This window comes from Prochlorococcus sp. MIT2308, from assembly GCF_059772345.1.
Map to the genome: position 1 here is coordinate 61,250 of NZ_CM186283.1, position 13,275 is coordinate 74,524.

Consider the following 13,275-nt stretch of genomic DNA (forward strand, 5'->3'; position numbering starts at 1 on the left):
ATGAATTCAGACAATTCTAACTCTATTGAGTCTGTTCTTCACGAACAGAGAGTTTTCCCTCCTTCTGAAGACTTTGCCAGTAAAAGTAGAATCTCATCTTTTTCTCAGTATTTAAAAATGTCGCAAATGGCTAAATCAGATCCAAATAAGTTTTGGGGTGATGCGGCTAAAGAAGAATTAAATTGGTTTAAACCTTTTGATAAGGTACTCGAATGGTCTAAACCACCATTCGCAAAATGGTTCGATGGAGGCAAGATTAATATTTCTTTTAATTGTTTAGATCGCCATTTAAATACTCCAACAGCAGACAAAGTCGCATTGATTTGGGAGGGCGAGCCAGGTGATCAAAGAAAATATACTTATAAACAGCTACACAAGGAAGTTTGCAAAGCAGCTAATGCACTCAAATCTATAGGTATAGGCAAAGGAGATCTTGTGGCTTTGTATATGCCTATGGTGCCTGAAGCCGCAATAGCAATGCTTGCTTGTGCAAGAATTGGAGCTCCACATTCAGTGGTGTTTGGAGGCTTTTCCTCTGAGGCACTCAGAGACCGACTAATTAATGGAGAAGCAAAAGCAATAATTACAGCTGATGGCGGCTTTAGAAAAGATAAGGTAATTCCTCTTAAAGATGCTGTTGACTCAGCATTGGAAGGTGGTGTCTGTCCAAAGGTCGAATCAGTAATTGTTGTTCAACGGACTAAAAAAAATATTGTCATGGATGATGTTAGAGATCATTGGTGGCATGAAATTGTAGATAGTCAATCTGAAGAATGTTTGCCAGAGCACATGGATAGTGAGGATTGCTTATTTGTTCTATATACCTCAGGTTCTACAGGTAAGCCGAAGGGAGTGGTTCATACAACTGCTGGGTATAACCTTTGGGCTCATTTAACCTTTAAATGGATTTTTGATATTCGTGAAAATGATGTTTATTGGTGCACAGCTGATGTGGGATGGATAACTGGACATAGTTATATCGTTTACGGCCCACTATCTAACGGGGCAACTACTGTTATGTATGAGGGAGTTCCTAGGCCATCAAATCCAGGGGCTTTTTGGGATGTAATTCAAAAGCATAAAATTTCGATATTTTATACTGCTCCAACCGCCATAAGGGCCTTTATGAAAGCGGGAGAAAAGATTCCTAATCAATACGATTTATCAAGTTTGAGACTTTTGGGAACTGTTGGAGAACCCATCAATCCTGAGGCTTGGATTTGGTATCGAGATGTCATAGGAGGAGGGAGGTGCCCAATAGTTGATACATGGTGGCAAACAGAAACTGGTGGAGTAATGATTAGTCCTCTTCCCGGAGCGACTTCAACCAAGCCTGGATCAGCAACTTTCCCTTTGCCTGGGATTGAAGCCGATGTGGTCAATTCAGACGGGGATTCTGTTGCTAATAATGAGGGTGGATATTTAGTAGTTAAAAGACCATGGCCTGGAATGATGAGAAATGTTTATGGAGATGAAAAAAGATTCAGAGAGAGTTACTGGGAGTATTTAAAGCCTTCAGACAATAGCTATATATATTTTGCTGGAGATGGCGCTCGAAAAGATGAAGAAGGTTATTTTTGGGTTATGGGTCGAGTTGATGATGTTATAAATGTCTCTGGTCACAGGCTTGGAACAATGGAAATAGAATCAGCCTTGGTTAGCCATGAGTTCGTCTCAGAAGCTGCAGTTGTTGGTAGACCCGATGATTTAAAAGGGGAATCAATAGTAGCCTTTGTCACTTTGAAAACAGGAGTAGAAGGAAATGAAAATATTGATGCACAATTAAAAAAGCACGTTGTTAATGAAATAGGACCCATTGCCAAACCTGATGAAATTAAATTCACTGATTCTCTTCCTAAAACAAGAAGTGGAAAAATAATGCGCAGAATTTTGAGGGCACTGGCTTCGGGAGATGAAATAAGCGGCGATACAAGTACTCTTGAAGATAGATCAGTTTTAGACAAATTAAGAAGTTAATATTAAAGTTCCCAATTTGTTATTTGATCGACTATGAAATCAATTTTTTTGTATTTTGAAAATTTCTGGGAATTAGATTTGAGGAACTTTTCTCTAATACCAAGGCTTACTGGGGTTAGATGATTACCCTCAAGTCGAATTAGTTCAGACTTATCTGAATTTCTATCCTTTAGTAATTTAAGTAACAAATTATTTTGATCTAGATTATCATTTTTGAATTTTATTAATAGATTATTTTTTTGCTCATAGTGTTCTCTAATAAGATTGAATGTCTCGGCAGGACTTGGACTGAATTCAGTTTGGAAATTTATCCTTTGTGATACTTCCCTAAGCATAGGGATAGATTTAGCTGCCTTGAAATTATTAAAGCTTATAGCTACTAAACCATCGCAATTCCTCCCTCCATCAGGTGCTAGTAAATGTAATTTGCAACCAAGACTATGACCCAACCTTATTGATTTTGGTATCAAGCCGACTCTTCTCTGAAGAACTTTTTGAGATTTACGGAATTGTTTCCAGGCTTGATTCGATTGAAGTTGATGGTCAAAGTTAGGTACATAGCTCCATAAATGTACTGCAAAATTTCTTTGCAAAAAACCAGAAATAAGTTTTTTATATGTAACTTCTGGCTTTATTGAAATATAGCTACCTCCAATTATTTCTATAAGACCAACTGGCCTATATGGCCAATGACATGAAATATTATTTATACGTCTAATAGTACTCATCGATGAATAATCACTCTTTAAAGAAATATAGACAACGATTATAAATTAAATATAAGTATCTTTTCTTTTAATGTTCTGCTATGTTTTTATTCAACTCTATTTTTTTGATAATAATAGAAGCATGACTAATTAATTTTAATGTGAAAGAAGAGCAAAATCATCAGAAAGAGAGTGAGCAGCTTGACTTTCTAAATGGAAAAACAAAAAAAATTGCCAATAAGAAAGAGAAAGATCTAGGAGAAAAAAAGTCTTCGAAATTAAACGAAGAACGGCTTGGAATTTTAAAGAAAGAGAGTTCACTTGAGAATATCCTGATTTTGGATACAGAAACCACAGGCCTCGATAATGAAAAAGATGATTGTCTTGAGGTAGGTTCGATCCTTTTTAATGTCAAAAGTAGATCTGTGTTAGCGCAGCAATCCTTCCTTTTACCCGTTGAAATCAACAAAGCGGAAAAAATAAATAATATTCCTGCTGAAATTACTAGATTGCCTCAACCTGTATCTGAAGCGATTAAATATTTCGAATCTTTAGTTCGAGTATCAGATGTAGTTGTTGCTCACAATGCAGAATTTGATATGAAATGGTTTGGTTTTAAAAAATTGCCTCAAATTGAAAAAAAATGGATTTGCTCTATGGATGATATAACTTGGCCAGCTGATAGACAATTGAAGGCTCGCCCATCAGTAAGGGATCTTGCATTGGCTTATGGTGTACCAGTTTGGAATGCACACAGAGCTTTGACAGATTGCATATATTTGGCAGAGGTCTTCAAAAGATGTGGTGAACTTGAAAAATTGTTGATTAGAGCGTTAGAACCAAAAGTTTTGCTTCGTGCTGAGATCTCCTATGAGAAAAGGCATCTAGCAAAAAACGCTGGCTTTAGATGGAATGATGCAATTAAGGGTTCCTGGTCGAGAAAAATGAGTCGTAGGGATATGGAAAAATTAGAATTCCCCGTACAGGTTGTTGATTTTTATGATTGAAGCGGATTTTTCATAAAGTACTCATTTCAAATCTTTGCTATATGTTTAATGTATTGATAAATGAGTTTTTTTAGAGTTTTCTCCATGATTGATTTATGAGAAAATATTTCACTAAGGAAAATATAGTTGGTCAGTTTCGTCTTGTTAAAAGTAAGACTGACGGTAATGAATTAAAAAAGCGTCTCAGGCAATGGCAGCATTCAAGAAGTTGGGCTCGTTTGATTTGTGAAGCGGAAAAAATGTGGAGTCTTGAGTCAAAAGAACTAAAACGACTTGGAGCTATTGAGTTAATTCAACTCCAAAATGAAATGCCTTTTAATGTGAGAAGAAGAGTTAATTATTGGTTGGTAAAATACTCAGGCGCTACCCGACTAGAGGATTAGACTCAAAGCCCTTTCGAAATTTAGTCTTACCAATTTGGTTTAGCAAAATCACTTGTTAAATATTATTTAATAGTTTAGGTATTCAATTACTATTGAACAAACAACAAATAATTTTGCTGAAGCTACTTTGACCAATTTCAAGAATTTAAGAGGGATGGTAGATCTTTTGCCTGCTCAGAGTCAGGGTTGGCAAAAGGTCGAATCAATTGCAGTAAAACATTTTAGTCGAGCTGGGATTAATGAAATTAGAACACCGATTATCGAGCAAACAGAATTGTTTTCAAGGGGAATTGGAGAAAATACTGATGTTGTGGGCAAAGAAATGTACAGCTTTGATGATAGAGGTGGTCGTTCTTGCACTTTGAGGCCTGAAGGAACAGCTTCTGTTGCGAGGTCAATAGTTCAACATGGATTATTAAATAATGGGCCTCAAAGACTTTGGTATAGAGGTCCAATGTTTCGATACGAGCGACCTCAAGCAGGAAGACAAAGGCAGTTCCATCAGATTGGAGTTGAATTTGTTGGATTGTCTTCTGTTATGAGCGACGCTGAGGTTATTTCAATTGCTTGGGACTTTTTAAAGGACGTTGGTCTAGTTGATTTGACTTTAGAAATTAATAGTCTTGGAAGTAATGTAGACCGAAGTATTTTCAAAGAAGAGTTAAAGAACTGGCTTAGTCAGAGATTTGATTTGTTGGATGAAGATTCCCAGAAAAGAATAAATGTTAATCCCCTGAGAATATTAGATAGTAAAAATAATTCCACGAAAGAACTTTTATTTGAAGCTCCTTCTTTAAACGACTTTTTATCGAAAAAGAGTAAAATTAGATTTGATTCTTTATTGGATCTACTTGATAAGCTAAAGATCCCATACAAAATCAACAATAATTTGGTAAGAGGACTTGATTATTATTCTCATACAGCCTTTGAAATCACAAGCGATCACTTAGGCTCTCAAGCGACTGTATGTGGTGGAGGTCGTTACGATGGGCTAATAAGCGAATTGGGAGGCCCTCAAACTCCCTCAATTGGATGGGCTATTGGGATGGAAAGGCTAATAATTCTTGCTGGAGAAAAAATTTTAGAATCTAAATCTCCAGATATTTATGTCATTCATAGAGGTGAAAAAGCTGCGCAACTTGCTTTGGAAATTACTTGTCAGTTAAGATCATTTAACATGAAAATTGAATTGGACTACTCAGGCTCATCTTTCTCTAAACAATTTAAGCGTGCAGATAAGAGCAGGGCAAAATGGGCAATAACTATAGGGGAGGATGAAGCATCAAAAGGTCAATTATTGATGAAGAAATTAAGAGATAAATCAAAGGATGTCGAGAATAATGAATATATTTTTTTAAAGGAGGATCTAGATCAGTTAATTAAAAAATTGATTGATTAATAAAATGAGGGATTGTTTTAAATGAGCTCTATTAAAATTCAAAAAATATGTTGTATTGGTGCTGGTTATGTAGGGGGGCCAACTATGTCTGTTATTGCAGATAAATGTACAGATTTAGAAGTTAGGGTTGTTGATATCAATAAAGAACGAATTGATGCATGGAATGATTCAGATCTCAATAAATTGCCAATATTTGAACCTGGACTAGATCGAATAATTTCACGAACGAGAGGACGAAACCTTTCCTTTAGTTCGGAAATGGAAAAGGCAATATCTGATGCTGATATGGTTTTTATTTCAGTTAACACTCCAACAAAAACAAAAGGTCTTGGGGCTGGACAAGCTAGTGATCTTAGTTGGGTAGAAGCTAGCGCCAGGCAAGTAGCTAAATATTCAAAAGGGCACACAATAGTAATAGAAAAAAGTACTCTTCCAGTCCGTACTGCACAAGCAATAAAAGAGATACTTAAGACAACAAATAGAGATAATAAAAAAAATGAAATATCAAAAACTTTCTCTGTCTTATCGAACCCTGAATTTTTGGCTGAGGGAACAGCTATTAATGACTTGGAAAATCCCGATAGGGTTTTAATTGGAGGAGAAGATCCTGAGGCTGTGGATGCGCTAGTTAATATTTATTTGAATTGGGTTCCTCATGAAAAGATTATTTGTACGAATTTATGGAGTAGCGAGCTTTCAAAATTAGCTGCTAATGCATTTCTTGCTCAAAGAATTAGTTCCATAAATTCTATTTCCGCTTTTTGTGAAGCTACTGGGGCTGATGTTACTGAGGTTGCGAAAGCAATAGGAACAGATAAAAGGATAGGTAATCAGTTTCTTAGTGCAGGCCCAGGTTTTGGAGGAAGTTGCTTTAAAAAGGACATTTTGAATTTAGTTTATTTAAGTGGATATTTTGGGTTGCCAGAGGTCGCAAAATACTGGAGTCAAGTTGTGGAACTAAATACTTGGCAGCAAGATAGGATCTATAAAATTGTTCTTGAGAAGCTTTTCGGTACAGTTAATGGAAAGAACATAGCAATACTTGGATTTTCCTTTAAAGCAAATACAAACGATACTCGAGAGTCTCCTGCAATAAGTATTTCTGGCGATTTGCTCGAAGAAGGTGCTATTTTATCAATTTATGACCCAAAGGTCTCATTTGAGAGAATAGAAGAAGATTTAGAAAAATTTTCATTAAATAATCAAGGGATTTGGAAAATGGCCAATTCCATTCCAGAAGCATTGAAAAATGTTGATGCTGTTTTAATTCTTACAGCATGGGATGAATTCTTTGGACTTGATTGGAATTATTTAGCTTCTTTAATGAGATCACCAGCTTGGATTTTTGATACTAGATCTGTTGTCAATCGACAAGAAATCGAGAATACAGACATAAATCTCTGGAAGCTAGGTGAAGGGAGTTAAAATTAGTTGAAACAAACTGTATTTTTTTATTTATTCTTAAATTAAAAAATATGTATAGTTTTTAATTAATTTATTTTTACAAAAAGATGATCCTTCAATTTATTTTTAAAAGACAGAGAAAAAAAAATCAGAAAGAAATTAAATCTACTTCTAATATATATGGATGGATGGATCTATCCAAAGAAGAAAGGCTAGAAATAGATTCTAAAGAAAAGGACGAATCAATGAAAAAGAAAAAAGAATTATTGAAATCAATTAGAAAAGAATATATCAAATTAAAGAATAATAAAAAATAATTTTGACTTATTAAATCAAAAAGATTGATACTTTAAAATTGCAATAAAAAATTTACCTTTTTATGATTTGGCCTCCTTTAAAAGCATGGACTAGTAAATTTTTAATTGAAGGACAGACACATTTTGTCGCTATTAGTTATGGAGGCACACTCGAGGATAGATGGGTTATCTTGATTTCTGTTCTTGAATCGAGCTTGGTTGTGAAAGTTTCTTGGTCTCAATTAATTGATTCATCTTATTGGGAATGTGGATGGAATGAAAGAAATTGTTCAAAGAATTTTGAGGGTATTAATAGCATTGAGAAAATAACTGATACCTTTACTCATCTATCTATTGATTCTGGCTTAACAATACCCATAACCAAGGATTTCATTAGACCCTGGTTTCGCAATACATAATCTTTCTTTTTTGAGATCTTTACGTTAAAAAAAGAGAAAGATTTACTAAAGATGATAGAGCCTTCTAATTGGTTGTCAAAAAAAGATGCTAGTGCTTTTTTAAAAGTTAATGAGCAAACGTTAGAGTCTTTGAGAGAAGAAGGATATTTGAAACCTGGCTTTCATTGGAGAAGTTCGACTGATCCAGATCAATTGCCATGGAAACCAAAACCTTTTTATCGTATAAGTCGATGTAAAGAAGTTGTTGAAAATTGGAAAGAAAATCATGTTTCGGTTCAGCATATAGCTGCTTAACCAATAAAAGATTTCAATGAGTAGTTTTTTTTATACTGTGTTTTAAGCTACTAGATTTTCTCCTTTACATTCTTTGATAGTAGACTCAAGAACTGGATAAAGAGAAATCATTTTCCCATATTGAGGGGAAGTTCTATAGGAATTCGCTTTTTCTCTATAGTGATCCTCTGTCTCCATCTCTAGGCCATTAAATCGTTTCAAAACCATGGCTTTAACATAAATGTATTTAATTATTTAATAGTTGTAAATAAAGACAGCAAATTGATCTTTTATATTAATTACATATTTGAGTGTGATTGTATTGATTTTTTCCCTTGATTGGTTTCGAATGCCTGATATAAATGTTTTTTATGTATCAAACAATTCTTTAATTAAAAGATTCTTAGTTTGAGGGAATGCATGGTTTCATATGTAATTAATACTCTGCGTTCTGTTTTTTCTATTTCAAAAATTATTTTTCTGATAATTTTTTTAGTTCTGTGGGATTTAAATAATAAAAAAAATTTACAGATTCTTTCTCTTGCATGTTTATTTCGTGAATTTGCAGTAATCTCCGATCGGTTTTGAAAAAATTGCACTTCTAATGCAGACCTATGGAAATCCAGGTGTCACCTACGGGTGGTGGGCTGGCAACTCAGGGGTCACCAACCGCTCAGGCAAATTTATTGCTGCACATGCCGCTCATACCGGCTTGATTGCTTTCTGGGCTGGTGCCTTCACGTTATTTGAATTGGCTCGTTTTGACCCATCTGTACCAATGGGTCATCAGCCTTTAATTGCGCTTCCTCATTTAGCAGCTCTAGGTTTAGGTTTTGATGAGACAGGTACTTTTGTGGGTGGTACTGCAGTCGTTTCAATTGCAGTCGTTCACTTAGTTTTGTCCATGGTTTATGGCGCTGGTGGATTAATGCATTCATTGCTTTTCTCTAGCGATATGCAGGACTCCTCAGTAGTTCAAGCTAGGAAATTTAAACTTGAATGGGATAACCCTGACAACCAGACTTTCATCCTTGGACATCATTTGATTTTCTTTGGTGTTGCTTGTATTTGGTTCGTTGAATGGGCCAGAATTCATGGAATTTATGATCCTGCTGTTGGTGCTATTCGCCAGGTTGAATATGACCTTAATTTGAGTCATATTTGGGATCACCAGTTTGACTTCCTTACAATTGATAGTTTGGAAGATGTTATGGGAGGTCATGCTTTCTTGGCTTTCTTGGAAATTACTGGTGGAGCCTTCCATATCGCTACTAAGCAAGTTGGAGAATATACGAAGTTCAAAGGAGCTGGTCTTCTTTCCGCAGAAGCTATTCTTTCTTGGTCTCTAGCTGGTATTGGCTGGATGGCAGTTGTTGCAGCATTCTGGTGCGCGCAAAATACTACTGTCTATCCGGTTGAATGGTTCGGTGAACCATTAGCACTTAAGTTTGGCATTTCTCCTTACTGGATAGATACTGTTGATCTACCTAACGGGGCTCATACATCTCGTGCATGGCTTTCTAACGTTCATTATTACTTTGGGTTCTTCTTTATCCAAGGTCATCTTTGGCATGCTCTAAGGGCAATGGGATTCGATTTCAAACGAGTAACAAATGCTTTGAGTAATCTTGATACTGCTTCTGTATCATTAAAGTAGTTAAATAAAATTAACTCAATAAAAAAGGCCACTCTTTATGAGGGTCTTTTTTATTGAGTAGCGTCATTTTTTATTGCTTGATGCTTGAGTAATGGACAATGTTAATTGAATGATTTATTTAAACTTATAACTAGAAAGTTATAATTTATAAATACCTAAAAAAGCAATTAATTAGATTTAATATTAAAAATTGGTTTTCCTGAGCTCATTTCAAATGCAGATATTTTTTTATTACTTAAGTATATATGGAATTTTATTTTTATTATAAATAAATTTACTTAATCATGAGCTAATTCATGCTTAATCAGATATTTACTAAAAATTAGGGGGAATTAAAAGAGTTGGTTGAGATATAATAAGAACAAAATTTGATTTGGATATTAAATATTCATATGGGATATTATTTTTTTAGGTTTTATTTATTTCGTAAGTGAACTAATAGATGAGCCAGTTGATCCTTGGTTTTGATGACCTATATAAAATTAATGCAATCCCAACATTAGTCCTTTCCTTGGGGTTGCTTGGAATCATAGGGATTCTTTTAACCCTGGGTAGAAGATTGGATTCTGCAATGAAGTTAGAAAGATTTGGTATTCCAATAGCCCTTTTAGTTGGAGCATTAGGCTTTTTAATTGGTCCTTATGGACCTTTTTCATTATTGCCCGAAAGGGTTTTGAGTACATGGATGCAATTGCCGACTCCTTTGCTTACCTTGGTTTTTGCGACTTTAATGTTAGGGAGACCTATTCCAAGAATCAGCGTTTTATGGAAACCAGTTGCCTCGCAGGCATTGTTGGGACTTGTTCTGGGTTTTGGCCAATATGTTGTTGGTGGGATAATTGTATTGACATTTCTACTTCCTTATTTAGGGGTAGATCCACTGATGGGATGCATTATAGAGGTTGGTTTTGAAGGAGGACATGGGGCTGCCGCAATCATGGGAGACAGTTTTAGGAAGTTAGGTTTCCCAGAGGGCTTAGATCTAGGTTTTGCTATGGCAACTGTAGGCTTACTATCTTCAACTTTATTAGGGAGCGGTTTGGTTGTGCTAGGTAGGTTCTTTGGATGGCTAGTACCTGCTGAAGAAGAGATCAGAAATGATTTAAATGATATAAATTTAGAATTTAAACCAATTGAACAATTTAAGTTGCTTCTGTATAACTTTGCTCTGGCAGGATTAGCGGTATTAGTTGGTATCTTTTTACTCTATTCTTTAAGACTATCTTCTCAATACTTAGGAGATATAAGTAAGCAGGTGATATTAGCTTTCCCTGTGTTTCCATTGGCTTTAATTGGTTCATTTCTTATAAGATTTTCATTAGAAAAAACTGGGAATACAAAATTTATCTCATCACTTTTTCAACGTGAGATTGGGATACTCTCAACAGATTTGCTTATCATTACTGCTATGGCGGGATTGAATTTACCTTTATTGATTGACTACTGGTTACCCATAACTATTTTAGCCATTGGGGGGTTAGTTTGGAATCTTGCAGGGATGTTGATTTTTTCTAAATTATTTTTTAAAGAAGAATGGTTTGAAAGAGCGATAGCAGAGTTTGGAAATTCAACGGGGGTTGCAGCCAGTGGACTATTGCTTTTGAGATTGGCTGATCCAAGAAATTCTACTAATACTTTACCTGTATTTTCTGTTAAGCAATTATTTCTTCAACCGCTTCTTTCTGGAGGATTAATTACTGTAATAGCACCTTTGTTTATTAGTAATTTTGGGCTTAGGGAGTGGACAGAATTTTGTGGAGTAATTTCATTATCTTTATGCGCAGTCGCAATATCTTTGCAGTCCAAATTTATTAAAGCCTCAGCATGACAATTAATACACTTAAGAGAAGTCAAAACTTAAAAAAATGTTAGTTTTAATAAACTATTTCTCCCCCCTTTTATATGAACCGACAAATTTACAAAGATATTCCTCCACAAGAATTAAAAGAAAAATGGTTTAAAAGTCACCTTCTAGGGAAAGAGGTTGAATTAAGAGAACTTTATGAGTTGCCTCAGGATCAGTTGGATTTAGTTATGGCAGAGACTGCCGAGTTTAGGAGCGATATAGGAAACAGAGATAGAAATTTAGGTAAATTTTGCACAGCTGGCTATTTCTTAGAACTATCAAGAATCATTGATAAAAGAAGGGCCTCAGAATGACTTTCTACTTTATTCTCCAAAGATAATGGGATCATTTTGCTTGCACCAAGGTTCATTCTTTTTCATGACTACTGAATACTTTTTGTGAGTTAAATAATAATTTAACCAACTTCTTAAGAACTTGATTTCATGGTTTTGATCAAACTTTTGGATTTCCGCAATTCTAAATTGCCTTACAAATGGCCAGATAGCCCAATCCGCTAGAGTTTCTTTTGCATCAACAAGAAATAGCGGTTTGCCTTTATTTGAAAATTCTTTTAATCTATTGTTTAAAGATAAAAGTATTTTCATGCCAGCAGTTCGATGAGTTTCTGATTCCTCTAAATTGAATCTAGATGCATATTTATATCGATCCAAGTGATATTTAAATATTTTATCATTTGTTTCTATGAGACTATATATTTCTTGTGATTTAGCACTATTTTTACCAAGCAATGCATGCATATTTGATCTTTCAATACTCCAGATCATTATGTCTAGACTCTCATCAATTACTTTATTTAAACTAGTTTTCAATACAGGTACAGTTGCTTTCTTTGAGATTTGAATTAATTCAATAGGTTTATTCTTTAGTATGACCTCTCTTAACTCCACTGTCTGATTTGTATTTACTAAAGCCCATCTAGCTCTAATGGCGTAAGGACATCGTCTAAAGCTATATAGAATATTGTGCTTCATAATTTTCCTGTTAAAATCATCTTGTGACCTATTCCAATATATGTTTAGTGAATCTTATAAAACATAAAGGATATGCTTCATAAGCATATCCTTTATGTTTTTCCTTGGAAATTATATTTTACTATAAATATATAATCCATTGTTTTTATATTTCAATCGCATCATTTCTCAAGAAAATTAAATTATGTCAGAATTTGTTTATTTAATGAAAAATGGTGATTTATATAAACTCGGATGCACTTCTGATTTGAAAAGTGAGGCTAGAAAAATGAAATCTTGTGAAATAATATCCTCTTTCAAAACTAATGATCCCAAATCCTTTCAGGCGAGATTGCTAAGACTTTATAAGAAAAAAAGAATCCCAGATACGAACTATTTTCGTTTGTCCGAATCAGAAGTTGATAATTGTAGAAAACATTTAGAAGGTAAAAGTAAATTACCAAAAACTTTAAATGAAGAGTTAAGAATAGGTTTAAATGGGTCTTTGTTATTTGCAGCTATAGCTTTTTTGATTTCATTTCTAATAAATAATATGTTGATTTTTAGTTTTTTTCTTTCAATATTATTTTCCTCTCTTCCTATGTGGTCACTTGCAATTTTTGGTAGCTTTGGTGGCTACGATGTTGATGATCTTCCGCTTTTCTCGACGGTTTCAAACAGATTAAATGGCTTTTTGATTGCTATTTCGATGACTTCATCCGCGTATGTACTATATACTCTTTCCCATTTTTCAATTGCATTTTGATCTGAGGCCATTTTGTTTCTATACATATAATTTATAATTTCTTGCTTGATAATTGAATTAAGGCTATAAAGATACTTAATAGCTAAGGTTCTTTAGAAAATATGAACATTTCTGATTACCTTCAGTTTTTAGAACCAATACAAGAACAGCTTAATAAGGTCTACTCTATC

General features: G+C 34.4%; 15 protein-coding genes. 12 read left to right on the plus strand and 3 right to left on the minus strand.

The features are described from left to right. Complete coding sequence (acs, locus tag AC6EIW_RS00290; RefSeq protein ID WP_498520666.1) at positions 1-1,977, plus strand: acetate--CoA ligase; 1,977 nt, start codon at positions 1-3, stop codon at positions 1,975-1,977. A 2-nt stretch (positions 1,978-1,979) separates the two neighbouring features. On the opposite strand, the gene AC6EIW_RS00295 is transcribed toward acs, so the two are convergent. Continuing rightward, positions 1,980-2,705: a DUF1350 family protein gene (locus AC6EIW_RS00295; RefSeq protein ID WP_498520667.1), complete on the minus strand. Its 726-nt coding sequence runs from the start codon at positions 2,703-2,705 to the stop codon at positions 1,980-1,982. Between the two features lie 140 nt (positions 2,706-2,845). On the opposite strand from AC6EIW_RS00295, the gene AC6EIW_RS00300 reads away from it, so the two are divergent. From AC6EIW_RS00300 to AC6EIW_RS00330, 7 genes are all read left to right on the plus strand, one after another. Next, complete coding sequence (locus AC6EIW_RS00300) at positions 2,846-3,691, plus strand: 3'-5' exonuclease (RefSeq protein ID WP_498520668.1); 846 nt, start codon at positions 2,846-2,848, stop codon at positions 3,689-3,691. Between the two features lie 95 nt (positions 3,692-3,786). Beyond that, the gene (locus tag AC6EIW_RS00305; protein WP_498462455.1) at positions 3,787-4,074 is read left to right on the plus strand and encodes a hypothetical protein; all 288 of its coding nucleotides are present in this window, start codon (positions 3,787-3,789) and stop codon (positions 4,072-4,074) included. Between the two features lie 127 nt (positions 4,075-4,201). Further along, positions 4,202-5,473, plus strand: a complete 1,272-nt coding sequence (hisS, locus tag AC6EIW_RS00310; RefSeq protein WP_498520669.1) for a histidine--tRNA ligase — start codon at positions 4,202-4,204, stop codon at positions 5,471-5,473. A gap of 21 nt (positions 5,474-5,494) precedes the next feature. Further along, positions 5,495-6,898 (plus strand): nucleotide sugar dehydrogenase, encoded by a 1,404-nt coding sequence (locus AC6EIW_RS00315; RefSeq protein ID WP_498520670.1) that lies wholly within the window; start codon positions 5,495-5,497, stop codon positions 6,896-6,898. 86 nt (positions 6,899-6,984) lie between these two features. Then, a complete protein-coding gene (locus tag AC6EIW_RS00320; RefSeq protein WP_498520671.1) occupies positions 6,985-7,194 on the plus strand; it encodes a hypothetical protein in 210 nt (69 codons plus the stop codon). A gap of 62 nt (positions 7,195-7,256) precedes the next feature. After that, the gene (locus tag AC6EIW_RS00325; protein WP_498520672.1) at positions 7,257-7,592 is read left to right on the plus strand and encodes a TIGR02450 family Trp-rich protein; all 336 of its coding nucleotides are present in this window, start codon (positions 7,257-7,259) and stop codon (positions 7,590-7,592) included. A gap of 51 nt (positions 7,593-7,643) precedes the next feature. Next, positions 7,644-7,886, plus strand: a complete 243-nt coding sequence (locus AC6EIW_RS00330) for a helix-turn-helix domain-containing protein (protein ID WP_498520673.1) — start codon at positions 7,644-7,646, stop codon at positions 7,884-7,886. 42 nt (positions 7,887-7,928) lie between these two features. Here AC6EIW_RS00330 and AC6EIW_RS00335 read toward each other — a convergent pair whose 3' ends face one another. Next, the gene (locus AC6EIW_RS00335) at positions 7,929-8,093 is read right to left on the minus strand and encodes a hypothetical protein (RefSeq protein WP_498520674.1); all 165 of its coding nucleotides are present in this window, start codon (positions 8,091-8,093) and stop codon (positions 7,929-7,931) included. A gap of 376 nt (positions 8,094-8,469) precedes the next feature. Here AC6EIW_RS00335 and AC6EIW_RS00340 point away from each other — a divergent pair, with 376 nt between their 5' ends. The 3 genes from AC6EIW_RS00340 to AC6EIW_RS00350 all read left to right on the plus strand — a co-directional run bounded on the left by AC6EIW_RS00340 (position 8,470) and on the right by AC6EIW_RS00350 (position 11,682). Beyond that, complete coding sequence (locus AC6EIW_RS00340; protein WP_498506980.1) at positions 8,470-9,522, plus strand: chlorophyll a/b binding light-harvesting protein; 1,053 nt, start codon at positions 8,470-8,472, stop codon at positions 9,520-9,522. 442 nt (positions 9,523-9,964) lie between these two features. Then, a complete protein-coding gene (locus AC6EIW_RS00345) occupies positions 9,965-11,350 on the plus strand; it encodes a sodium/glutamate symporter (protein ID WP_498520675.1) in 1,386 nt (461 codons plus the stop codon). Positions 11,351-11,424: 74 nt separating this feature from the next. Continuing rightward, complete coding sequence (locus AC6EIW_RS00350) at positions 11,425-11,682, plus strand: hypothetical protein (RefSeq protein ID WP_413390142.1); 258 nt, start codon at positions 11,425-11,427, stop codon at positions 11,680-11,682. Positions 11,683-11,691: 9 nt separating this feature from the next. Here AC6EIW_RS00350 and AC6EIW_RS00355 read toward each other — a convergent pair whose 3' ends face one another. Continuing rightward, positions 11,692-12,360 carry a glutathione S-transferase gene (locus tag AC6EIW_RS00355; protein WP_498520676.1) on the minus strand — a complete coding sequence of 223 codons (669 nt, stop codon included), beginning with the start codon at positions 12,358-12,360 and terminating at the stop codon, positions 11,692-11,694. 184 nt (positions 12,361-12,544) lie between these two features. On the opposite strand from AC6EIW_RS00355, the gene AC6EIW_RS00360 reads away from it, so the two are divergent. Next, the gene (locus AC6EIW_RS00360) at positions 12,545-13,105 is read left to right on the plus strand and encodes a GIY-YIG nuclease family protein (protein WP_498520677.1); all 561 of its coding nucleotides are present in this window, start codon (positions 12,545-12,547) and stop codon (positions 13,103-13,105) included. Positions 13,106-13,275: the final 170 nt, after the last annotated feature.